We start from the raw sequence: 22,646 nt of genomic DNA, 5'->3' as shown, positions 1-22,646 counted from the left end.
TCAAGGTTTCAGATTGGCTAACGGGTCATAAGGTTTGGCCGGCGTCTTGTCGTCTTCACCGGGTTTCACGTCTTTCGGCGCCTTGGCCGGGCCAACCGGATCGACTTGCGGATCATCAAGGTCCGGCGAATCGGGGTCGAAACCCAGATCATGACCCGACGAATGCTCGGTCGAATGCGGCCCTTTCGGGGATGGGGAATCTGCCATGTTCGCCTCCTGAGTCACCCGCAGAAAACGGGTTCTATTCGTAGGAGGCTTGCCGGGCGCAGTCGTGCCCGGCAAATGACGAACGGGAACTCAGTGGGCTGCCAGCGCCTTGCGCGCCTGCGCCGCTTCGTTTTCCTGACCGGCCTGGGCCAGTTCATCGGCCGCTTTGAGCCAGCGCTGACGGTCAACGGCTGCCGGGATCTGCGACGGTTTCTGGATCAGCACGGCCCAGCCACCGGATTTCTCCAGTGCCGACTCAAAGGAGCTGAAACTCATCAGTTCGCGACGGTTCATGCCGGCACGCAGCAAGACCTTCTGTTTGTTGCGGTCGTAGCCGGACAGGATCGCGTAACGCGGCTCGGCCCAGAATGCCGCCCCCTCGCTGAAGCGCACCATCACCGGATAGCCTGCCGCCACTTGGGTCAACAGTGCGGGCAGGTTGCTGTCCAGCGGGTAAACCACCATGCCGTACTCGCGGGCGAGGTTTTGCAGGTTCTGCTGCAATTTGTCTTCGGCACCCGGCAAGTGCAGAGGTTTCTCGAGCAAGCCCGGGGTGATCACGATGCCCTGCTGCGACAACAGGCTGGCCAACACTTGCGGCCCACTCTGATTGGCTTCGCCGCGATAGAACGTGCCACTGAGTTCGACCCGCTCCGGCAGACGCTTGACCTCAGGCGCCACAGTACCTGCACATCCGGCCAACACGGCCGCACAACCTGCCACCAGTAGCGCCGCACGAATTCGAGAAAATACCTGCACCATCATCACTCTCTGTTCAGACGCCGGTCATCGTGTTCCGGCAACGCCTGCGATCATAGGGCCGCGCCCGGCTGCGGTATAGCCTTAAGCGGCAGACCCATTGATTGCATAGAGCAAAGTGATTGGTCGCAATCGACCTTTGGTCAATAGTCTGAAACACCCCATTGTCTAGACTGTCACTGAAACAGAGCGAATTGAAAAAGTGTGGGCCCGATGCAGGGCGAAGAGGAGGCACTGATGAGCCTGACCATGACCATCGTAATGTTGATTGCCGGCTGGCTGGCCGTGGCCGCTGCCATGTTGTGGGGGGTGCTGCGGGTTTCGCGGCGCCATCATCACCATCCGGTTCAGCCTGCTGCGGTTGAGAAAGCCGAGGAACACCGAGTGCGTCACGCGACTGCGCACTGAGGGTTGAACGGCAAAGGCAAAAGCCCCTCATCGGAACGCCGCCCGCCTAGCCCTCTCCCAGAGGGAGAGGGGACTGACCGAGTCGCTATTCAGAAGTACATCGACCTGAGATATCGAGCCGAACTCAGGTTTAAAAACCACGCAGATCGGCTCCCTCTCCCTCGGGAGAGGGCTGGGGTGAGGGGCTGGCTCTATCCCACACTGAAAATCTCGAATCGAAAAAAAGCCGCCTGACCTCAAAGAGTTCAGGCGGCTTTTCACTTTCAGCGGTTACACCTGCTCAGCCAGCTTCTTCTGCTTCGCCCGGCGCGACATCATGTTCAGCACTTCAATCGAAGCCGAGAACGCCATGGCCGCATACACATAACCTTTCGGTACATGGGCGCCGAAGCCTTCAGCGATCAATGTCATACCGATCATGATCAGGAAGCCCAGAGCCAGCATCACCACCGTCGGGTTGTCGTTGATGAACTTGGCCAGCGGTTCAGCAGCAAACAGCATCACCAGCACCGACACCACCACCGCGATGATCATGATCGGCAAGTGTTCGGTCATGCCGACCGCAGTGATGATGCTGTCGATCGAGAACACCATGTCGAGCATCAGGATCTGGCCGATAGCCGCGGCGAAACCCAAAGTGACTGTCGAGGTCGCCGACTTCGGATCTTCCGGCGCCGGGTCCATGCTGTGATGGATCTCGGTCGTAGCCTTCCAGACCAGGAACAGACCACCGGCGATCAGGATCATGTCCTTCCAGGAGAACGCCTGGCCCAGGATCTCGATCACAGGTGCGGTCAACTGCACGATGAAGGCGATGGTGCTCAACAGTGCCAGACGCAGGATCAACGCCATGCCGATACCGATACGGCGTGCTTTCTGCTGGTACTGCTTGGGCAATTTGTTGGTCAGGATCGAGATAAAGATCAGGTTATCGATGCCGAGCACGATTTCCATCACCACCAGTGTGGCCAAAGCAACCCAAGCGGTGGGGCTGGCGGCGAGCTGTAACAGATATTCCATGGGTCAGTCCTGACTCTGTGTAAGACGAATTAGATGGTCTTGGAGGAAGATTCGGATTTTTCCGCATCTTTTTCCGGAGTTTCTTTCTTCTCGATCAACCCGCCGGTGGCATCACTGAGTGCCTGCTCAGCGGCTTTATGGGTGTCGTCAATCGCTTGCTTGGCGCTTTCGGCCGCTTTGCCCATCAGTTGCTGGGCGCTTTTCTCGGCCTGATCGCAACCGGCCATAAGCAGTAAAGACGTAAACATCAATGCCGGGATTGTGTATTTCATAAGGTTTCCTTCGAATGAACAGACAGGCTCACAGACCGGCCGTCGATGGCTGGGCATTCTAGGGAGACAAACACTTCAGGAAAATTCGTATTTTTATTGGCTATACTTCGGTTTTCACGAACTGTAGAACGTCATGCTCAATTACCGACAACTGCATTACTTCTGGGTCGTAGCCAAGACCGGCAGCATCGTGCGCGCCTGCGAGCAACTGAACCTGACGCCACAGACCATCAGCGGGCAGATATCACTGCTCGAACAGACGTATGGCATCGAGTTATTCAGACGCGTCGGCCGGCAACTCGAATTGACCGAAGCCGGGCGACAAGCCCTGCCCTACGCCGAGCAGATGTTCCAGCTCGGCGGCGAGCTGGAACTGATGCTGCGTGCCCAGCCCAACGAGCAGCAGATCCTGTTCCGCGTCGGCGTGGCTGACGTGGTGCCTAAATCCATTGTCTATCGCCTGATCGCGCCAACCATGGAGCTGAACGAACCCCTGCGCATTACCTGCCGCGAAGACAAACTCGAACGTTTGCTCGCCGATCTGGCGATCCAGCGCCTCGACCTGGTGATTTCCGACAGCCCGATGCCCTCGCACCTCGACATCAAGGGCTACAGCCAGAAGCTCGGTGAGTGCGGAATCAGTTTCTTCGCCACCCCGGAACTGGCAGCCAGATACGGTCAGGATTTCCCGCGCAGCCTGCACGGTGGGCCACTGTTGATTCCCGGACCGGAAACCGTGGTGCGCAGCCGCTTGCAGCGCTGGTTTGCCGAGCAGCAGATCCAGCCGCAAATCGTCGGCGAGTTTGATGACAGTGCGTTGATGCAGGCTTTCGGCCAATCCGGCAGCGGGATTTTTATCGGTCCGAGCGTGATTGCCGATGAAGTGAAGCGCCAGTGCGGCGTCGAGCTGATTGGCCAGACCGACGCAGTGACCGAGTCGTTCTATGCCATTTCGGTAGAGCGCAAGGTCAAGCACCCCGGCATCGTTGCGATTACCGAAGGTGCCCGACGCGAACTGTTTACCGCGTTATGAGGCCTCGGCGCACATCTCGCGCGGCTTGAGCGTCATCAGCACCATGGCGAGGAACACCGACAGCAAAATGAACCCGGCGGCGGCAAACCCGAGGAAGCCCAGACCCGCGCTGTCGATCACCCGGCCACCGACGATGGCCCCCAGGCCGATCCCCAGATTGGCCCCGGCGATATTCAACGAAGCAGCAAACGCTGGCGCTTCCGGCGCGGCTTTCATCAGGCGCACATGGCTGACCAGGAACAACGCAGCCTGAGTCACGCCCCAGATCCCCATCGCCACCGCCAGCCCCAGCGGCGAATGAATGTTCGGTACCAGCGAGACCATGCCGGCAATCATGAACGCACAGAACAACACCGACGCGCCCAGCGGATGGCGATCCACCGCACGACCGCCCAGGGAGTTGCCGATCAGCCCGACCGCACCAAAAGCCATCAGGCACCAACCGACCACGGTGCCGTTGAACCCGGCGAGGCGCTCAAGAATGTCGGCCAGATACGTGTAAGCGGTAAACATGCCGCTGAACACCAGGATCGACAGGAAGATGTGGCCGATCATCAACGGGCTGCGCAGAATCTTGAACTGCGAGCGGAAGCTGACCTGATGTTGGTGCAGGCTGGTTTTCGGCAGATAAACAAACAGCAACAAGGCTTTGGCAAAAGCGATCACCGCCAGAATGCCAAAGGCGCTGCGCCAGCCGAACGCATCGGAAATCAGCGTGCCAACCGGGATGCCGAACACCGTGGCGCAGACAATGCCGAAACCGATCTTGGCGATCGCGCGACCGGCGAAATCCGGGCCAACGATGTCCACTGCGGTCTCACTGGCCAAGGCCCAGAACACCGGCAGACCGAGCGCCGGGATCAACCGAGCAATCGCCATCACCCAGATATTCGGCGCCAGCGCCGCCACGGTATTGGCCAGACCAAACATGATCAGGATGCTGATAAACAGCTTGCGCCGCTCAAAGCGGGCGAAATACGCGGTCAGGAAAGGCCCGAACATCGCCACGGTAAAAGCGAATAAAGTCACCAGCAACCCGGCCTGCGGGATGGTGACTTCGAGGTCTCGGGCAATCGCCGGCAACAGGCCGACGATGACGAATTCCGTGGTCAGCACCGTGAACCCGGCGGCGGACAACAGAAGAATGGGCAACAGCATGCGCAACTCCAGCAAAACGACGACACCAGCGTTGACCCGAAGGCCCGCTGGCGAAATTTGAAAATAAGGATGCGCAATCTTAACAGAGTGTGTCCGGGCTGACTTGCACAAACCTGCCGACTTTGTTGCCTGATCCGGTGGCAGATCGTCACATGCCTGAAGGATAAGGCCTACGCTGTGATAAAGTCCTCGCCCTGAAAAACGTACAACCTGCTCAACGACCGGTTTATTGGCGTTGATGTCGCGTCAACACTTTCGGTTCGTGGCGGTGGTCTGCCCCTGCTTTGCCATCGCTTTACGCAACCTTGCACCCTATAAAAAATCAGAGATGCCGCTATGACCGCTTCATCCCCTTCTCTACTGCAACGCCTGAAAAACCTCAGCCTGGTCACGCAGATCGTCATCGGCCTGATCGCCGGTATCGCCCTGGCGATGTTCGCCCCGGAAGCGGCGAAAGGCACGGCGTTCATCGGCAAAGTGTTTGTATCGGCGTTAAAGGCCGTCGCACCGATTCTGGTGTTCGTGCTGGTGATGGCCTCGATTGCCAACCACAAGCACGGCCAGGAAACTCATATCCGCCCAATTCTGTTCCTCTATCTGCTGGGCACTTTTGCGGCGGCGGTCGTGGCCGTGGTTGCGAGCATGGCGTTCCCATCGCACCTTGTGCTGTCGACCGACAACGTTTCGGTGACGGCGCCGGGCGGTATCGGCGAAGTGCTGCAAAGCCTGCTGTTGAGCGTGGTCGACAACCCGGTCAGCGCACTGATGAACGCCAACTTCATCGGTATCCTGGCGTGGGCGATCGGCATGGGCATCGCAATTCGCCATGCCGGCGACACCACCCGTGAAGTGCTGGGTGATCTGTCCAATGGCGTGACGGTGATCGTGCGCGTGGTGATTCGTTTCGCCCCGCTGGGCATTTTCGGTCTGGTGGCCTCGACGCTGGCCACCTCCGGTTTCGGCGCATTGATCGGTTATGCGCACCTGCTGGCCGTGCTGCTCGGCTGCATGCTGTTCGTGGCGCTGGTGATGAACCCGCTGATCGTGTTCTGGAAACTGCGTCGCAACCCGTATCCGCTGACTCTCAAATGCCTGCGTGAAAGTGGCATCACCGCATTCTTCACCCGCAGCTCGGCGGCAAACATTCCGGTCAATCTGGAATTGAGCAAGCGTCTGGGTCTGCATGAAGACACCTATTCGGTGTCGATTCCGCTGGGCGCGACCATTAACATGGCCGGTGCAGCGATCACCATTACGGTGCTGAGCCTGGCGGCCGTGCACACATTGGGTATTGCCGTGGATATTCCAACGGCGATTCTGCTCAGCGTTGTCGCCGCCATTTGCGCCTGTGGCGCGTCGGGTGTGGCGGGTGGATCGCTGTTGCTGATTCCGTTGGCGTGCAGCCTGTTCGGGATTCCGAGCGAGATTGCCATGCAGGTGGTGGCGGTCGGTTTCATTATTGGCGTGTTGCAGGATTCGGCAGAGACGGCGCTGAACTCGTCGACTGATGTGCTGTTTACCGCTGCGGCGTGCCTGGGTGAGGAAGCAAAAGCCCAACGTACGGCGTAACAGACGCTGTAATGAAAAGCCCGCCACGGTGTGAACCTTGGCGGGCTTTTTTGTGGCTGAGATCTTTTCCCCCTCACCCCAACCCTCTCCCCCAAGGGGGCGAGGGGGAAAGGGGGCAGACCGAGTGGTGTTCAAACCTGAATTCGACTCGATAGATCAGGTCGGCGTATCTCGAACAAACAACTCGGTCAGTCCCCTCTCCCTCCGGGAGAGGGCTAGGCGGGCGGCGTTCCGATGAGGGGCTTCTGGCGGTTTAGAACGCGCCCATGTAATCGCGTTTACCCACTTCCACACCGTTATGACGCAGCAGCGCATAAGTGGTAGTGACGTGGAAGAAGAACTGCGGCAGACCGTAAGTCAGCAGGTAAGCCTGACCGCTGAAGCGCTTCTCTTTCGGCGTGCCCGGACGAGTAACGATTTCGATGCCTTCCTTGCCATCGATCTGCTCCGGCTTGATCTCGCCGATGTAGGCCAGAACCTTGGCGATCAGGGCTTGCAGCTCGGCGAAGGTGGTTTCGGTATCGTCGTACTTAGGCACTTCGACTTCAGCCAGACGCGAGGAAACGCCTTTAGCGAAGTCCACGGCGATCTGCACCTGGCGGGTCAGCGGGAACATGTCCGGGTACAGACGGGCCTGCAGGAAAGCGTTCGGATCGATGTTTTTCTCGGTGGCGTGGGCTTCAGCCTTTTTCAGGACATCGCTCAGCGCGTTGAGCATTTGTTGAAAAACCGGGACGGATGCGGCGTACAGGGAAATGGTCATGGCAGTCTCGTGTGGTGGCTGGGTGGAACAGGAGGCGATTATAGCCATGCTTGATGACCACACGGCTTGCCTTTTGTTTGGCAAGGATTAGGCTAGGCGCCTTCGACTGCAGAGGGAACGCGCGATGACCACAGAGACAGAATCCAGCTTCGACGAACCACGGCTCAATGCCACGGAAATCCGCATCCTTGGTTCGTTGATCGAGAAACAGGCGACCAGTCCAGAAACCTACCCGCTGACCCTTAATGCGCTGGTCACGGCGTGTAATCAGAAAACCAGCCGCGAACCGGTGATGAACCTGACTCAGGGTCAGGTCGGCCAGAGTTTGCGGGCGCTGGAAGGTCGCGGTTTCGCCAAACTGGTGATGGGCAGCCGTGCCGACCGCTGGGAGCACAAGGTCGACAAGGCGCTGGAACTGGTGCCGGCGCAGGTGATTCTTAGCGGACTGATGTTTCTGCGCGGCCCGCAAACCGTCAATGAGCTGCTGACCCGCAGCGGGCGCATGCATGATTTCGAAGACGCCGAACAAGTTGTGCATCAGCTTGAGCGCTTGATTGCGCGGGGGCTGGCGGTGTTGATTCCGCGTCAGGCCGGGCAGCGCGAAGACCGTTATACCCATGCGCTGGGTGATCCGGCGGATAGCGAGGCAATTATGGCAGCGCGGCAGAGTCCGCAGGATCGCGGTGCAAGCAGTGGCGTTTCGGTTGAGCGTATCGAAGAGCTAGAAGCGCGAATCGCCGCGCTGGAAGAACGCCTGGCCCGCCTCGAATAACCACACAAAACCAATGTAGGAGTGAGCCTGCTCGCGATAGCGGTGTATCAGTCACATCATTTTTGGATGACACACCGCTATCGCGAGCAGGCTCACTCCTACAAGGGATCTGCGTGTTATTCACCGTCCCAGTAATCCACGCCATCCGCCTGCCGTGCCACCGCGACAAAGCCTGAGGCATTGCCCTCGGCATCCAACTTGAAGTTATCCATCACCACGTACTTGTTCGAATCCGGGTATTCGCAAATATCGGGCTGCTGCTGGGTGCTCACCGCCAGATAGCGCAATTCGCCCGAGCTGGTATTGATGATCTGATGCGCCTTCTCCGGCCCACCCGGCGGGCAAGCGATCACGTCGCCTTCGCGGATCGGGAAACGCTCGGCGCCCAGACGCACCTCGCCCTCCCCGGCCACCACGTAAAACATCTCTTCGTTGACCCGATGGCTGTGAAACGGGCTGCCACGCATGCCCGGTGGCAAGGCATACAGGCGATAACCGAGTTTTTGCGACCCCAATTGCTGGCCAATCCGCGCCATGCGCTGTTGATAGCGCCCGGCGGTTTCGCCTTCCGGGGCCAGGGCTTCGGGCAGGGGTTCGAGTTCGACCTGATGCAGGTTGAGGATAGGCGGATGCATAGGAGCCTCGGTCACGGTTTTTATGGTGGGCAAGTCTGGGCTTGCTGAGGAGGCAGTATAGGCATTGATGGCCGGCGTGAAACCGCGTCGCCTCCTTCGCGAGCAAGCTCGCTCCCACAGGGGATCTACAGCGAACACACAACTTGTGTATGACAAAAATTCAACTGTGTGCGAGCCTGCTCGCGAAGAGGCCCGCCCAGCCACCACAATACTCAATCAGCTCCGGGCGAACGCCACCGCCGCCGCAAACTGCTCTTCAGTCGGCCGCACGCCGGTGTACAGCACAAACTGCTCCAGCGCCTGAATCGCAATCACCTCAAGTCCGGTGATCACCCGCTTGCCCTCTGCTCGACCGCGCACAATCAACGGCGTCTCCGACGGGATCGCGACCACATCAAACACCGTATCTGCAGCCTTGATCGCCTCCGGTTCAAACGCCAACTGCCCCGCCTCCGGCCCGCCGTCCATGCCCACTGGCGTCACATTGATCAGCATCTGCGGGCGTTCATCGCCCAGTTCAGCCTGCCAGCGATAGCCCAGCGAATCCGCCAATGCACGCCCGGCACGTTCGTTGCGGGCGATGATCAAGCCGTTTTTGTAACCACCGTCACGCAGGGCGCTGGCCACCGCTTTGGCCATGCCGCCACTGCCTCGCAAAGCAAAGGTCGATTCCTTGGGCACCGCGTGGGTTTCCAGTAACTGCGCCACAGCGATGTAATCAGTGTTGTAAGCCTTGAGATGGCCGTGGGTGTTGACGATGGTATTGATCGACTGGATCGCCGCTGCCGATGCATCCAGTTCATCGACCAGTGCAATACACGCCTCCTTGAACGGCATCGACACGCCGCAACCACGGATGCCCAAGGCGCGAATGCCGCCCACCGCGCCGGTCAGGTCCTGGCTGCTGAAAGCCTTGTAATAGAAGTTCAGGCCCAACTGCTCATACAAATGGTTATGAAAACGCAGACCGAAGTTCCCCGGGCGCCCGGACAGGGACATGCACAGTTGGGTGTCTTTGTTCGGGTTCATCTGCATGAAACTTCTCCTTCAAACGCACTTTCGGATAAACGGGATTAGCCAGCCCATCGGCTTCTGAACGATCATAGAGGCCTGTTTTAAACGTCTTCCGCGGCCATCACACCGCCCGGTAAATAAACCGGTACAGACCTTACACAAAATTTACCCAGTGGCTGTGCTGATTTTCCAAAATTCGCTGTCTTAGAAGTATCCCCGCGACAACTGTGGGCCTGGTGCAGGCCCCGATGCCGGGTCGAAGAACCGAGGAATTATCATGATTCGTAAACTCCCTATCGTCGCCCTGCTGATCGGTGCTTTTGCTGTCACAGGGCAAGCAGAAGCCCACGGCGGTGGCTGGCAGGGTCCGGCGGTGTTTGGCGCAATCGTCGGCTCGGCCATCATCGGTTCGGCGCTTATCAACCAGGATCGTCCGGTTTATGTGCAACAGGCGCCGGTGTACGCCCCGCCACCGGTCTATGTGCAGCAGCCACCGCCACCGGTCTACTACCAGCCCGCGCCGGTGTATGTRCAACAACCGGTCTACGTGCAACCGGCCCCGGTGTATTACGGCCCGCCGCGCGGCTACTACGGTCGTCCGCACTACTACGGCGGCCCACGCTGGTAACCGAAACACAAAGCCCTGCTTGTATAGCGGGGCTTTTTTATGACCGTTGGTCGGCCAGCGTCTGAAAAAATCTCGCCAAGGTCGCTGTGAGGACAGTTTCACCGGCTAAAGTCGGCATGATTGATTGACCGTTATGTACTTTTCCATAAAACGGTCATTTATTTGTCATGACGGAGCCGCAATCTGAATCCGTCCGTAAACAACAGGTTGATAACAACAAGGACGACTGTATGCCAACACAAAACCCGCACCGCATCGTCGGCCTGTGCACCTCCAGCAAGGTGTACAGCGCGCTGACCGAGCTCAAGCACCTGGAAGGCCATCGTTGCGCCAAGTTCCTTTCGCTGCTGGCGGAAAACCTCGTGCACAAAGGTTTGCTCAACGAGCGTGAAGTCATGCACATGCTTGATCAAGTGGTCGACTGAAGCCTCAACGGCATCAATGACCACTATCGAAAGCGTTGATTGTCCGTAGAACCGGCGAATCTTTAAGGTAGCTCCATTGATAGATGGAGGTACTCGTCATGGCTCAGGTTCAAATCATGTCCGTTATCGGCAGCGCCGTCCCCGCTTCGCTCAGGGCCACGGGCCTGCTTGCCTGCTGGTATCTGATGCGCGACGGCGAAGCGATCAGTGGCCCGCTGACTTCCTTGCCCGCTGCGCAGGCACTGTCGCAGAAGCTTGTCAGCGAGCCGTTTCACGCTTAAGGCAGTTGCACTTTGGGCTTGGTCTCGGCGAACAGCGCCCAGCTCGACATGAACAATGCCGCGATCAGCGGCCCGATCACAAAGCCGTTGAGACCGAAGACTGCGAGGCCGCCAAGGGTCGAGATCAGAATCATGTAATCGGGCATTTTAGTGTCCTTGCCCACCAGAATCGGCCGCAGCACGTTGTCCACCAAACCGATCACGAATACCCCGAACAAGCCCAGCACCACGCCTTGCCAGATCATCCCGCTGAGCAGGAAATACACCGCCACCGGCGCCCAGACAATCCCCGCGCCGACCGCTGGCAGCAACGACAAAAACCCCATCAACACCGCCCACAGCAGCGCGCTGGGGATGTCGAGAAACCAGAAAATCGCCCCGCCCAATGCGCCCTGCGTCACCGCGACCACCAGATTGCCCTTCACCGTCGCCCGTACCACACGGTTGAACTTCAACTGCAAGCGCCGCTTGTGGCCTTCCTCCAGTGGCACAGCGGTGCGCACCTTGCGCGCCAGCTCGGCGCCGTCACGCAGAAAGAAAAACAGCAGATACAGCATGATGAAAAAACTCACCACGAATTCGAATGTGCCCTGGCCAAAACTGAACGCCTGACTGGCCAGCACCTGGCTGCCCTGCATCGCCGATTTGACGATTTTCTCGCGCAAGCCGTTGAGCTCGCCCATGCCAAACCGGTCGAGCAAGTGCTGAAAGTACGGCGGCAGGCTGTGCTTGAATTGCGCCAGATACGCAGCGATGTCCAGCTCGCCGCTTTCGATGTTCTTGTAGACCGCTGCGCCTTCCTGCACCAACAGCACACTGAGGATGATCACCGGCAGAATCGCGATCACCAGGCAGACCGACAAGGTACACAGGGACGTCAGGTTGCGCTGCCAGCCGAATTTCGCCTGCAGCCGGCGTTGCATCGGCGCAAACACAATTCCGAGAATCACCGCCCAGAACACCGCACCGTAGAACGGCAAGAGGATCCAGATAAACGCCACCGTGACCAGCAACAGCAGCACGGTGAGGGATTTGAATTGAAGGCTTTTTTCGTTCATGTCCGATCCATGTCAGTCAGGCGTCATGCACGCCCCGATGCTTAGTCAACCGCGACCTGCACGAGTGCCATCTTTATTCATGGAGCATAGATCCAGATCAACAAACCCTCGCCGCATCTGACTTACCCTGCCGCGCTTTTGCGACCGACACCGCCATGACCCCTACCCTCGCCGCCCCCGAACTGCTCGCCCCCGCTGGCACCCTGAAAAACATGCGTTACGCCTTCGCTTACGGCGCCGATGCGGTCTACGCCGGCCAGCCGCGTTACAGTCTGCGGGTGCGCAACAACGAGTTCGATCACGCCAATCTGGCACTGGGTATTCGTGAAGCGCAGGCGCAAGGCAAACGCTTTTACGTGGTGGTCAACATCGCGCCGCACAACGCCAAGTTGAAGACCTTCCTCAAAGATCTGGCACCAGTCATCGACATGGCCCCCGACGCGCTGATCATGTCCGACCCGGGACTGATCATGCTCGTGCGGCGACATTTCCCGCAGATGCCGATTCACCTGTCAGTGCAGGCCAATACGGTGAACTGGGCGAGCGTCGAGTTCTGGCAGCAGATGGGTTTGAGCCGGATCATCCTGTCGCGAGAATTGTCGCTGGAGGAAATCGGCGAAATCCGTGAGCAGGTGCCGGGCATGGAACTGGAAGTGTTCGTCCACGGCGCGCTGTGCATGGCCTATTCCGGGCGCTGTTTGTTGTCGGGTTACATGAATAAGCGCGATGCCAATCAGGGCACCTGCACCAATGCTTGTCGCTGGAAATACTCAGCGCAAGAAGCCACCGAAAACCACCTCGGCGAGATCGTCCAGACCTTCCAGCCAGAGCCAACGCTGGGGCTGGGCACGCCCACCGATCAGGTGTTCCTGCTGCAGGAAGCCAATCGCCCCGATGAATTGATGCCAGCATTCGAGGACGAACACGGCACCTACATCATGAACGCCAAGGACCTGCGCGCGGTGCAGCATGTCGAGCGCCTGACGCGCATGGGCGTGCATTCCCTGAAAATCGAAGGCCGGACCAAATCGCACTTCTATTGCGCGCGCACCACCCAGGTGTATCGCCGCGCGATTGATGATGCGGTGGCCGGGCGTGAATTTGACCGTAGCCTGATGACCGATCTGGAGTCACTCGCACAGCGTGGCTACACCGAAGGATTTCTGCGTCGGCATGTACATGACGAGTACCAGAATTATCAGCACGGCAGCTCGGTGTCGGAGCGTCAGCAGTTCGTTGGCGAGTTGACCGGCGAGCGGCGTGGGCGGTTGGCAGAGGTCAAGGTGAAGAACCGCTTTGCCTTGGGTAATCATCTGGAGTTGATGACGCCGAAGGGCAATTTCCATTTTGATCTGCATGAGCTGCAGAACGCTAAAGAAGAAGCGATCGAGGTGGCACCGGGGGATGGGCACACGGTGTATCTGCCGATTCCGGATGCGGTGGATTTGCGGTTTGGGTTGTTGATGCGGGATCTGCGTGATGACTGAGAAGGCCCTCACCCTAGCCCTCTCCCAGAGGGAGAGGGGACCGATTGGGGGAAATTGGAGAAATCCGCCGACCTGAAATTACGCCGGTGAATCCACAATCGACTCTTCTGATCAAGAAAACTGGACTTGGCCGAGTCCATAATCGACTCGGTTGTTCAGGTCGATATATAACGCAAGACATCTCGGTCGGCCCCCTCTACCTCCGGGAGAGGGCTGGGGTGAGGGAAGCTTACGAAAACAGACTCTTCCCGCAACATCGCCAGGCTCGCTCCCACATTGGGACGCGCTTCCCTGCTCGCGAAGGGGACGGTAAATCCAGCACAACAACCAGGATTCAGCGCCGATCATCGGAAAGAGGCGTCGGCTCATCCGCCGGCGGCACATCTTCATCCGCCCCCGGATCTTTCCAGTCGTTGGGTCGGTCGGCATCGCTCAAGGGATCGCGCCCCGGGGGCATCCCCATTGGAGAATCATGATCAGCCAGTGTCGGTTCATCGGTACCGGGCAGCGGCCGGGTCGAATCGGTGGGCAGCACGCCACCCTGAAACAGCAAATCGTTAGCCATGACGCACCTCACTCAGGAGGTCCGGAATACCCGGGCCGTACAACTTGGAATCAGCCCTGTGCACGGCGTGCTACCGAACAGACCAACGGCCATCAGCCCCGCGCGGAAAACCGGTCGCGGCTGTTGGTCAGATGCAGCCACATGGCCGCGCGCGCGGCGTCCGCATCCTGACGCTTGATCGCATTCAGAATCGCCTCATGTTCCAGATGGGCCAGTTGCCCGAGCTTGCTCAAATCCGCCGCGCCACGTTCAGCAGCATTGAGGCGATGACGCGGAATCATCGCGCTGCCCAAGTGCTGCATGATCTCGCTGAAGCAAACATTGCCGGTGGCCTCGGCGATCAGCAGATGAAAACGCCGATCCGCTTCGACGCAACTGTCGTTGTTGTCGAGCAGCAGCTGATAGTCATCCAGCGCCTGACGCATCTGCAGCACTTGCGCCTCCGTGCGCCGCTGCGCCGCCAGCGCCGCCGCTTGGGTTTCCAGGCCCAGACGCAGTTCGAGAATGCTGCGCACACCGAGCGCCGTGTCGACATTCAGGCGTAAGCCCTGCTCCGCAACACGCTCGATGACAAAGGTACCGATGCCGTGGCGCGTCTCCACCAGCCCGGAGGCCTGCAACTTGGAAATCGCCTCGCGCACCACCGTGCGGCTGACACCGTGTTCCTGAACGATGGAATTCTCTGACGGCAGCTTGTCGCCGGGCGACAGTTGGCCGAGCAGGATGCTTTGCGTGAGCTTCTCCACCAGGTCATGGGCGAGGTTGTGCGCACGTTTACGGGCGGGAGCGTCGAGGTCTTCTTGCATGATCGGTTCCGGTGATCGGGGCTTGTGGATCGTAGCATCCTGCGGGGATGACGAAATTGAGTCTAGCGGCTCAACTTGTATGAAAACACTCAAATAAACGGAAATACCTTCAAACACTCCTGACAAACAGAACCGTGTCTCCCTGGGGGTGACGCGATGTTCTACGCCTTAGAAAACCCAGAAAACATTGGTCATTAACGCAAAAAAGCATAAAAAACCGGCATCCCAGAGAAAAATAATCGGCCAACCCTACTTGTAGGACAAAATTTCTCAGTTGTATGATGTCTAGCAACAACGCAGCACCTGCCCTACCCCGCATAAAAATAATCAGTGGGAGAAAAACAAGTGAAAACCTCCGTCTCCGGGATGAACGAGGGCGTCGATTCGACACTCGCGTCGGCCATCTCGAAAGTGAAACGCCACGTCCTGCCGCTTTTCGTGATCATGTTCATCGTCAATTACATTGACCGAGTGAACATCGGTTTCGTCCGCACTCACATGGAACATGACCTCGGTATTGGTGCCGCCGCTTATGGCTTCGGCGCCGGCCTGTTCTTCATCGGTTACGCGCTGTTCGAAGTTCCCTCCAACATGCTGCTGCAGAAAGTCGGCGCACGCATCTGGCTGACCCGCATCATGTTCACCTGGGGCCTGGTCGCCGCCGGCATGGCCTTCATCCAGAACGAAACCCACTTCTATGTGTTGCGCTTTTTGCTCGGCGTGGCCGAGGCCGGGTTCTTTCCCGGGGTGATCTACTACTTCACCCGCTGGTTGCCCGGCGCCGAACGCGGCAAGGCGATTGCGATCTTCCTCAGTGGCTCCGCCGTGGCCTCGTTGATCTCCGGCCCGTTGTCCGGTCTGCTCCTGCAAATCAACGGGCTGGGCATGCACGGCTGGCAATGGATGTACTTCATTGAAGGGATGTTTTCCGTGTGCCTGTGCGTGTTCGTCTGGTTCTGGCTCGACGCCAAACCCCACGACGCGAAATGGCTGACCCGCGCCGAACAGGATGCATTGGTCAACGCCATCGATGCTGAACAGAAGGCCCGCGAAGCCGCGACGCCGATCCGGCCATCGATGGGCAAACTGCTCAAGGACCGCCAGATCATCCTGTTCTGCCTGATCTACTTCTTCATTCAGTTGACCATTTACGCGGCAACCTTCTGGCTGCCGAGCATCATCAAGAAAATGGGCGAGATGAGCGACTTCCAGGTCGGCCTGTTCAACTCGATTCCGTGGTTGCTGTCGATCATCGGCATGTACGCCTTCGCCTCGTTCTCGGCCAAGTGGAAACACCAACAGGCGTGGGTCGCCACCGCCCTGTTGATCGCCGCTGCGGGGATGTTCATGTCCACCACCGGCGGGCCGATCTTCGCTTTCGTCGCGATCTGTTTTGCCGCGCTGGGGTTCAAATCCGCCTCATCGCTGTTCTGGCCGATTCCGCAGGCGTACCTGGATGCGCGCATCGCCGCAGCGGTGATCGCACTGATCAACTCGGTGGGCAACCTTGGCGGCTTCGTCGCGCCAACCACGTTCGGCCTGCTCGAAGAACACACCGGCTCGATTCAGGGCGGCCTCTATGGGCTGGCCGCGACCTCGATCATCGCCGCGATCATCGTCTTCTTCGCGCGCACCACACCGAAACCTGCTGCCGACATCGCCGTGGTCGAGACCGCGCCGAAACACGCCTGACGTCCATTGTTAAAGATTGCGTATTAAAAGGATAAGAACATGACCGCACACGACACCGCCAAAGCCCCGATCATCACCGACATGCAAGTCATCCCGGTGGCCGGCCACGACGGCATGCTGCTCAATCTGAGCGGCGCCCACGGGCCGTTTTTCACCCGCAATATCGTCATCCTCAAGGACAACGCCGGCCACACCGGCGTCGGTGAAGTACCCGGTGGCGAGCGCATTCGCCAGACCCTGGAAGACGCGCGCAGCCTGGTGGTCGGCAGCCCGATCGGCACGTATCAGAAGATCCTCAATCAAGTGCGCCAGACCTTCGCCGACCGCGATGCCGGTGGCCGTGGCCTGCAGACGTTTGACCTGCGCATCACCATCCACGCGGTGACGGGCCTCGAAGCCGCACTGCTCGATCTGCTCGGTCAGCATCTCGATGTACCGGTGGCGGCGCTGCTCGGCGAAGGTCAGCAACGCGATGAAGTGAAGATGCTCGGTTATCTTTTTTACGTCGGTGATCAGCGCGAAACCGACCTCGCCTACCGCAGCGAACCGGACGCCGACAACGACTGGTTCCGCGTGCGTCACGAGAAGGCCATGACTGCCGAAGCCGTGGTCCGCCTCGCCGAAGCGGCCCACGCGAAATACGGTTTCAAGGACTTCAAACTCAAGGGCGGCGTGCTCAGTGGCGATGCCGAAATCGAAGCGGTCACAGCGCTGGCCGAACGCTTTCCTGATGCGCGCATCACCCTCGATCCGAACGGCGCGTGGTCACTGAAAGAAGCCATTCGCTTGTGCCGCGATCAGCATCAGGTGCTCGCCTACGCCGAAGACCCGTGCGGTGCGGAAAACGGTTATTCCGGTCGAGAGGTGATGGCCGAGTTTCGTCGTGCCACGGGGCTGAAAACCGCCACCAACATGATCGCCACTGACTGGCGCGAAATGGGTCATGCGATTCAGTTGCAGTCGGTGGACATTCCCCTGGCTGACCCGCATTTCTGGACCATGCAAGGTTCGGTGCGCGTGGCGCAGATGTGCCATGAATGGGGGCTGACCTGGGGCTCGCATTCCAACAACCACTTCGATATCTCGCTGGCGATGTTCACCCATGTCGCTGCCGCCGCACCGGGCGAGATCACCGCGATCGACACCCACTGGATCTGGCAGGACGGCCAGCGGTTGACCAAGGCGCCGCTGCAAATCGTCGATGGTCTGGTGCAGGTGCCGAAAAAACCGGGGCTGGGTGTCGAGCTGGACATGGACCAGGTGGCCAAGGCTCATGAGCTATATAAAGGCATGGGCCTCGGCGCGCGGGATGACAGCGTGGCGATGCAGTTTCTGATTCCGGGGTGGAAGTTCGATAACAAGCGGCCGTGTCTGGTGCGCTAACCTGATCTCCAATCCACCACTGCCCCTGTGGGAGCGAGCTTGCTCGCGAATGCGGTGTGTCATAAACAGTAATGTTGACTGACCTGCCCCTTTCGCGAGCAAGCTCGCTCCCACAGGGTTTACGCTAGACGGAAGCCTGTAACAGCCACTCCTTGAACGCTGTCATCGCCGCCGTTTCGGGACGCGACTGCAACCGCGTCAACCAGTAACTCCCCGTCGTAATCTCAATCGCAAACGGCTGACAAATCGCCTCCGCCGCCAGTTGCCGGGCGAACATCATTGGTGGCGCCAACGCCACCCCACTGCCCTGCAACGCAGCCTCCATCATCGCCAGCGACGAATCGAACACGATGCTCTGCGGCGGAGCAGCCTGGGTCGCCAAACCGGCAGCCTGAAACCACTCCGGCCATTCATCGGTGCGATAGGAACGCAGCAGCGTTTGTTGCAGCAAATCCCCCGGCGATTGCAATTGCCGAGCGATCTCCGGCACGCACAACACCGACAGCGGCGCATCGAGCAAACGCGTCGCCTCAATGCCATGCCACGCCCCGGCACCGAAGCGAATGGCGTAATCCAAACCCTCAGCGGCGACATCCACGCGATTGTTGTTGGTCGACAGCCGCAAATCTATGAGCGGATGTTTCGTCCGGAAGTCCGCCAGCCTCGGCAACAACCAACCCACGGCGAACGTACCCACCGCGCCAACGGTCAACATTTCGCGGTACTGTCCGCCAGCGAGGCGTTCCAGAATCTGCGCGATGTGATCGAACGAGGTGCTCAGCACCGGCAGCAAGGTTTCACCCTCACTGGTCAGCATCAGCCCACGGGGCAGGCGTTTGAACAGGGTGACGTTGAGTTGCGCCTCGAGGCTTTTCACCTGATGGCTGACAGCCGCTTGCGTGACGCACAGCTCCACGGCCGCGCGAGTGAAACTCAAATGACGCGCGGACGCTTCAAAGGCACGCAGCGCGTTGAGCGGCAATTGCGGTCGAATCATGCCCAGTCCCAAATTTTTCTAATGGCTCGTGCGAGTTTTCATCGTTTGTAGATTAGGGTCGCGCTGAATAAATTGGCGGCGCTGATCAGTCGCCAAACACAGAAATCGCCCGCAGTGTAGCGGGATACCGTCATCAACACTCATGGAGAGTGGTTCATTCATGTCATCCATTCAATCGAGCAAAGTCATTTCCTGCGCCGCTTTCGGTCTGCTCTTCGGCACCAGTGCCTGCTTCGCCGCCGTGCCCGACGATGCGCAACTGTCAGCGCTGGTCAACGCAGCGGTGACGCCGGTGATGCAGCAACAGAACGTTCCCGGCCTGACCGTAGCACTGACCATCAACGGCAAGGCGCATTACTTTAACTACGGCGTCGCCAGTAAAGACACCGGGCAGAAAGTCAGCGAAAACACCCTGTTCGAAATCGGCTCGGTGAGCAAAACCTTCACCGCCACCCTCGCCGGTTACGCCCTGGCGACGGGCAAACTCGATCTGTCGACCAAGGCCAGTCAGCTCTGGCCTGAGCTGAAAGGCAGCGCCTTCGATAACATCAGCGTGCTGCAACTGGGCACCTACAGCGCCGGCGGTTTGCCGCTGCAATTCCCGGACAGTGCGGATTCGTCTGACAAGATGCTCGGCTATTTCCAACAGTGGAAACCGGTATATCCCGCCGGCAGCCATCGCCAGTACTCCAATCCGAGTCTGGGCCTGTTCGGTTATCTGGCCGCTCAAAGCCTCGGCCAGCCGTTTGATCAGGCGATGACCCAAACCCTGCTGCCTAAACTCGGTTTGCAGCACACCTACCTCAGCGTGCCGGCCGCGCAAATGGACCTGTATGCGCAGGGCTATGACAAGAACGGCAAACCGGTGCGCGTCACCCCCGGCGCCCTGGATTCGCAGGCCTACGGGGTGAAAACCAGCGCGGTGGACATGCTGCGTTACGTGCAGGCCAACCTGAAACCTGAAGCGCTGGAAGCCTCCCTGCAAAAAACCATCGCCAACACCCACACCGGGTACTACACGGTAGGCGATATGACTCAAGGTTTGGGTTGGGAGATGTACCGTTATCCGATCAGTCTCGAGCATTTGCTCGCCGGCAATTCGACGGAAATGGCCATGGAGGCGCACAAGGTGCAGTGGCTGAACCCGCCGCAACCGCAGCCGCATGACGTGCTGATCAACAAGACCGGCTCGACGGGTGGCTTCGGGGCTTATGTGGCGTTTGTGCCGAGCAAGGATGTTGGCATCGTGATCATGGCCAACAAGAACTTCCCGATTCCTGAGCGGGTGAAGATCGCCCATAAGATTCTCAGTGCTGTCGCCGATTAAAAGTTTCGCGTCAGGCAATAAAAATGGGCGACCTTTCGAGGTCGCCCTTTTTCGTTTCAGCCTTTAAAGCTGCGCCTGCAACTTCCAGCCGATGACATCCATCAAGTCGCAACTGTCCCGCAACGGGATCGCCATCACCCGGGCGAAATCCTGTAGCAGTAATGCGTCGTGGCCCTTGCCGTCTCCCAGCGCCAAGGTCTCCATTAATTGCGTCACACAGCGCAAACGGTAAGCCGCTGTGCCGTGCAGCACATCCACCGGTGCTTCGCTGTCGATCAACAGACTGGGAATCTTGCAGTCGATCCCGGTAATTGGAATGTATCGCGCCATGTTTGAACCTCCCTGTTCAATGTTGCGTCGCCGCCGGTGGATCGAGATTGTCCAGCGCTCGGTTGACCAGCAACTCGCCGAGTACGGCCAACTGCTGAATCGACAAGGCAAGGCTACGCGGCGAACCTTGCAGTTCAGCGGCCAGATCAGTGGTCAGTACGTTCAATGAAGCGAGGGTTTCGCAAGCGTGGCAGAGCAGCGTGGGGGTATCGATATCGGGGAGGATGGTGAAGAGGTGGCTGATGGGATCGGGGTGACGGGGGTTGCGTAAGCGGGGGTTGTTGGCGTCGAAGGATCCTGAATCCATGGGGGATTCGGGGGGATTTGGCGTTGGTTTTTTCATGTATGAAGTACCGTAGTGAATTGTAGGAAAAACTACCTTTCTCACTTCCACATGAGGGTGGCAGCTGTACGCAGGTGTGGAAGACCAGGCCAATCCACCAAAACCCGGCGCACTCGAAAGTGCCCCTGCGCACAGCCGCCAAAAACGCGGCGATGTTGACATAAATAACGTCGACATGCGCTTTTGAGACATTGATGGATGTAACCGACAACCGGACTTCCACGTCCGACCACTGTGTTTTGCAGCGGCCAAAGAAGACTATCCCTCCTATCCCAACCCCACCAGTTCACCACCGCCGCCGCGACTTGCAGGAAAAATCCACGGGGGTTGAAGGGGGTTTGCGTCAGACATTTCCGCCGGCACATGCTGCAACGACTTTGGGTTAGCGAATGAATTTGTTGTATCTACACTGCATCGAGTCAATCTCTGGACGAGGATGGCGTCGGGCAAAGAAACAGTCATTTGAAGGGCGCAGTGATGGAAATAAAAAGTTTGAAGCTTGCGGATGTCGGACACTTTGGCGACATGGATATTCAGTTTGCCCCTACCCCGACACATCGTTCGAACATCACGGTGCTGGTGGGAAACAACGGCAGCGGAAAAACCACCATTCTCAAATCCCTGAATATTTGTCTGAGCTGGCTGATCGCAAAAATTCGCTCCAATAAAGGCAATGGCAAATACCTTGTCGATGAAGATATTCGCAACGGCGCCTCAGGAGCCGTCCTCTCGATTGGCATCACCGACGTTTCACATCCGCGCGCAGCTGAGAGTGGTGCGGGTTCCGAAAACGAATTGTTCGTATGGGGCGCTGCCCGAAGTCGCCAAGAAGGTGCTGTTTCGGGCCGTGGATATTTAAACGAAGTCAGACTGCTTGCAGACCACTACCGCACTCAACTCACCGCCGACGATAGTGCCTCACTCCCGCTGATCGCTTATTACCCGGCCGAACGTTGCGTTTTAGAAGTCCCGCTGAAAATCAGCGGCAAACAAGCCTTCGATCAACTCGACGGCTACGACACCAGTTTTCACGGGGGTGCCGATTTTGGCAGTTTTTTCGAATGGTTCCGCGAACGCGAAGACAGCGAAAACGAAGACGGGATTTCCGATACCGCACTGGCCGAAATCGCGGAAAAATTCGGTACTGACAGCGACGCCTGGAAAACGCTGGCCAATGTGAAAGCCTCCACTCGCGATCGCCAATTGACTGCCGTTCGTTCGGCCCTCACCGCATTCATGCCGGATTTCACTAACCTGCGCGTGCAACGCAAACCGCACTTGCATATGGCTATCGACAAGCATGGCGCGACATTCAATGTCACTCAGCTCTCGCTTGGCGAAAAGTCGATGATTGCGTTGGTGGGTGACATGGCCAGGCGTCTGGCGATGATGAATCCATCGATGGACAACCCGCTGCACGGTGGCGGCATTGTTCTGATCGACGATGTGGAATTGCGCATGGATCCGCAATGGCAGCTCGGTCTGATAGCGCAATTAAGCACGACCTTTCCCAATTGCCAGTTCGTGTTGACCACGCATTCTCCACTGGTCGTAGGTGATACCAAAGGTGTGCTGGTTTACCTGCTTGATGAGGGCGATAGCCGTGGGTAGACAGGTTGCAGTGAGGGCTTCGGTGTCCGCAAATATGTAGGAGTGAGCCTGCTCGCGATAGCGGTGTATCAGTCAACGCTGATGGTGACTGATACACCGCTAT

At 58.5% G+C, this 22,646-nt stretch carries 26 protein-coding genes; 12 read left to right on the top strand and 14 right to left on the bottom strand.

Going from position 1 to position 22,646, the window contains the following annotated elements; genetic code table 11:
- A complete protein-coding gene (locus AC1DVF_RS22395) occupies positions 1 to 207 on the bottom strand; it encodes a DUF6021 family protein (RefSeq protein ID WP_093434037.1) in 207 nt (68 codons plus the stop codon).
- Between the two features lie 90 nt (positions 208 to 297).
- Complete coding sequence (locus AC1DVF_RS22390) at positions 298 to 969, bottom strand: peptidase C39 family protein (RefSeq protein ID WP_093434034.1); 672 nt, start codon at positions 967 to 969, stop codon at positions 298 to 300.
- 234 nt (positions 970 to 1,203) lie between these two features.
- On the opposite strand from AC1DVF_RS22390, the gene AC1DVF_RS22385 reads away from it, so the two are divergent.
- The gene (locus tag AC1DVF_RS22385; protein ID WP_186625636.1) at positions 1,204 to 1,374 is read left to right on the top strand and encodes a hypothetical protein; all 171 of its coding nucleotides are present in this window, start codon (positions 1,204 to 1,206) and stop codon (positions 1,372 to 1,374) included.
- A gap of 270 nt (positions 1,375 to 1,644) precedes the next feature.
- On the opposite strand, the gene AC1DVF_RS22380 is transcribed toward AC1DVF_RS22385, so the two are convergent.
- Positions 1,645 to 2,394, bottom strand: a complete 750-nt coding sequence (locus AC1DVF_RS22380) for a TerC family protein (RefSeq protein ID WP_016986876.1) — start codon at positions 2,392 to 2,394, stop codon at positions 1,645 to 1,647.
- Positions 2,395 to 2,423: 29 nt separating this feature from the next.
- Positions 2,424 to 2,666, bottom strand: a complete 243-nt coding sequence (locus AC1DVF_RS22375) for a hypothetical protein (protein WP_007965379.1) — start codon at positions 2,664 to 2,666, stop codon at positions 2,424 to 2,426.
- Positions 2,667 to 2,799: 133 nt separating this feature from the next.
- Between AC1DVF_RS22375 and nhaR the strand changes: the two genes are divergently transcribed.
- Positions 2,800 to 3,699: a transcriptional activator NhaR gene (gene nhaR, locus AC1DVF_RS22370; protein ID WP_477783151.1), complete on the top strand. Its 900-nt coding sequence runs from the start codon at positions 2,800 to 2,802 to the stop codon at positions 3,697 to 3,699.
- Here the strand turns inward: nhaR and AC1DVF_RS22365 are convergent.
- Complete coding sequence (locus tag AC1DVF_RS22365; protein ID WP_460091498.1) at positions 3,694 to 4,857, bottom strand: MFS transporter; 1,164 nt, start codon at positions 4,855 to 4,857, stop codon at positions 3,694 to 3,696. The two genes, nhaR and AC1DVF_RS22365, sit on opposite strands and share 6 nt — an antisense overlap.
- 336 nt (positions 4,858 to 5,193) lie before the next feature.
- On the opposite strand from AC1DVF_RS22365, the gene sstT reads away from it, so the two are divergent.
- On the top strand, positions 5,194 to 6,426 hold the full coding sequence (gene sstT, locus AC1DVF_RS22360; RefSeq protein ID WP_460091499.1) for a serine/threonine transporter SstT: 1,233 nt from the start codon (positions 5,194 to 5,196) through the stop codon (positions 6,424 to 6,426).
- Between the two features lie 253 nt (positions 6,427 to 6,679).
- Here sstT and AC1DVF_RS22355 read toward each other — a convergent pair whose 3' ends face one another.
- Positions 6,680 to 7,189: a DUF1993 domain-containing protein gene (locus AC1DVF_RS22355; protein WP_034154670.1), complete on the bottom strand. Its 510-nt coding sequence runs from the start codon at positions 7,187 to 7,189 to the stop codon at positions 6,680 to 6,682.
- A 124-nt stretch (positions 7,190 to 7,313) separates the two neighbouring features.
- On the opposite strand from AC1DVF_RS22355, the gene AC1DVF_RS22350 reads away from it, so the two are divergent.
- A complete protein-coding gene (locus AC1DVF_RS22350) occupies positions 7,314 to 7,961 on the top strand; it encodes a YceH family protein (protein WP_093434017.1) in 648 nt (215 codons plus the stop codon).
- Positions 7,962 to 8,077: 116 nt separating this feature from the next.
- Here the strand turns inward: AC1DVF_RS22350 and AC1DVF_RS22345 are convergent, their stop codons facing one another.
- Together AC1DVF_RS22345 and AC1DVF_RS22340 are read right to left on the bottom strand one after the other, a co-directional pair.
- Positions 8,078 to 8,596, bottom strand: a complete 519-nt coding sequence (locus AC1DVF_RS22345) for a cupin domain-containing protein (RefSeq protein WP_186625642.1) — start codon at positions 8,594 to 8,596, stop codon at positions 8,078 to 8,080.
- A 216-nt stretch (positions 8,597 to 8,812) separates the two neighbouring features.
- Positions 8,813 to 9,631, bottom strand: coding sequence for a shikimate 5-dehydrogenase (locus tag AC1DVF_RS22340; protein WP_477783150.1), 819 nt, complete (start codon positions 9,629 to 9,631; stop codon positions 8,813 to 8,815).
- A gap of 256 nt (positions 9,632 to 9,887) precedes the next feature.
- Between AC1DVF_RS22340 and AC1DVF_RS22335 the strand changes: the two genes are divergently transcribed.
- The 3 genes from AC1DVF_RS22335 (at position 9,888) to AC1DVF_RS22325 (ending at position 10,944) form a co-directional block, all read left to right on the top strand.
- Positions 9,888 to 10,238, top strand: a complete 351-nt coding sequence (locus AC1DVF_RS22335; RefSeq protein WP_093434008.1) for a hypothetical protein — start codon at positions 9,888 to 9,890, stop codon at positions 10,236 to 10,238.
- Positions 10,239 to 10,468: 230 nt separating this feature from the next.
- On the top strand, positions 10,469 to 10,663 hold the full coding sequence (locus AC1DVF_RS22330; protein WP_016984641.1) for a hypothetical protein: 195 nt from the start codon (positions 10,469 to 10,471) through the stop codon (positions 10,661 to 10,663).
- A 98-nt stretch (positions 10,664 to 10,761) separates the two neighbouring features.
- A complete protein-coding gene (locus AC1DVF_RS22325) occupies positions 10,762 to 10,944 on the top strand; it encodes a hypothetical protein (protein ID WP_093434005.1) in 183 nt (60 codons plus the stop codon).
- On the opposite strand, the gene AC1DVF_RS22320 is transcribed toward AC1DVF_RS22325, so the two are convergent.
- Complete coding sequence (locus tag AC1DVF_RS22320) at positions 10,941 to 12,002, bottom strand: AI-2E family transporter (RefSeq protein ID WP_093434002.1); 1,062 nt, start codon at positions 12,000 to 12,002, stop codon at positions 10,941 to 10,943. The genes AC1DVF_RS22325 and AC1DVF_RS22320 overlap by 4 nt on opposite strands.
- A 155-nt stretch (positions 12,003 to 12,157) precedes the next feature.
- Between AC1DVF_RS22320 and trhP the strand changes: the two genes are divergently transcribed.
- On the top strand, positions 12,158 to 13,489 hold the full coding sequence (gene trhP / locus AC1DVF_RS22315) for a prephenate-dependent tRNA uridine(34) hydroxylase TrhP (protein WP_477783149.1): 1,332 nt from the start codon (positions 12,158 to 12,160) through the stop codon (positions 13,487 to 13,489).
- A 334-nt stretch (positions 13,490 to 13,823) separates the two neighbouring features.
- Here the strand turns inward: trhP and AC1DVF_RS22310 are convergent, their stop codons facing one another.
- Positions 13,824 to 14,054 carry a hypothetical protein gene (locus AC1DVF_RS22310; protein ID WP_460091505.1) on the bottom strand — a complete coding sequence of 77 codons (231 nt, stop codon included), beginning with the start codon at positions 14,052 to 14,054 and terminating at the stop codon, positions 13,824 to 13,826.
- A 92-nt stretch (positions 14,055 to 14,146) separates the two neighbouring features.
- Entirely contained in the window at positions 14,147 to 14,860 is a 714-nt protein-coding gene (locus AC1DVF_RS22305; protein ID WP_477783148.1) for a FadR/GntR family transcriptional regulator, read from the bottom strand.
- Between the two features lie 345 nt (positions 14,861 to 15,205).
- Here AC1DVF_RS22305 and AC1DVF_RS22300 point away from each other — a divergent pair, with 345 nt between their 5' ends.
- Entirely contained in the window at positions 15,206 to 16,552 is a 1,347-nt protein-coding gene (locus tag AC1DVF_RS22300) for an MFS transporter (RefSeq protein ID WP_186624143.1), read from the top strand.
- 39 nt (positions 16,553 to 16,591) lie between these two features.
- The gene (gene gudD / locus AC1DVF_RS22295; protein WP_122597342.1) at positions 16,592 to 17,935 is read left to right on the top strand and encodes a glucarate dehydratase; all 1,344 of its coding nucleotides are present in this window, start codon (positions 16,592 to 16,594) and stop codon (positions 17,933 to 17,935) included.
- Positions 17,936 to 18,059: 124 nt separating this feature from the next.
- On the opposite strand, the gene AC1DVF_RS22290 is transcribed toward gudD, so the two are convergent.
- Positions 18,060 to 18,932 (bottom strand): LysR family transcriptional regulator, encoded by an 873-nt coding sequence (locus AC1DVF_RS22290; protein WP_093433987.1) that lies wholly within the window; start codon positions 18,930 to 18,932, stop codon positions 18,060 to 18,062.
- A 160-nt stretch (positions 18,933 to 19,092) separates the two neighbouring features.
- On the opposite strand from AC1DVF_RS22290, the gene ampC reads away from it, so the two are divergent.
- Entirely contained in the window at positions 19,093 to 20,259 is a 1,167-nt protein-coding gene (ampC, locus tag AC1DVF_RS22285; protein WP_477783147.1) for a class C beta-lactamase, read from the top strand.
- Between the two features lie 63 nt (positions 20,260 to 20,322).
- Here the strand turns inward: ampC and AC1DVF_RS22280 are convergent, their stop codons facing one another.
- Both AC1DVF_RS22280 and AC1DVF_RS22275 read right to left on the bottom strand, forming a co-directional pair.
- On the bottom strand, positions 20,323 to 20,589 hold the full coding sequence (locus tag AC1DVF_RS22280; protein ID WP_194935582.1) for a hypothetical protein: 267 nt from the start codon (positions 20,587 to 20,589) through the stop codon (positions 20,323 to 20,325).
- Between the two features lie 16 nt (positions 20,590 to 20,605).
- Positions 20,606 to 20,896: a DUF6124 family protein gene (locus tag AC1DVF_RS22275; protein ID WP_320337554.1), complete on the bottom strand. Its 291-nt coding sequence runs from the start codon at positions 20,894 to 20,896 to the stop codon at positions 20,606 to 20,608.
- A 498-nt stretch (positions 20,897 to 21,394) separates the two neighbouring features.
- On the opposite strand from AC1DVF_RS22275, the gene AC1DVF_RS22270 reads away from it, so the two are divergent.
- Positions 21,395 to 22,543, top strand: coding sequence for an AAA family ATPase (locus tag AC1DVF_RS22270; protein ID WP_477783146.1), 1,149 nt, complete (start codon positions 21,395 to 21,397; stop codon positions 22,541 to 22,543).
- Positions 22,544 to 22,646 lie beyond the last annotated feature (103 nt).

This window comes from Pseudomonas sp. P4_D7 (assembly GCF_056401755.1).
This window is presented reverse-complemented; position numbering and strand designations above follow the sequence as displayed.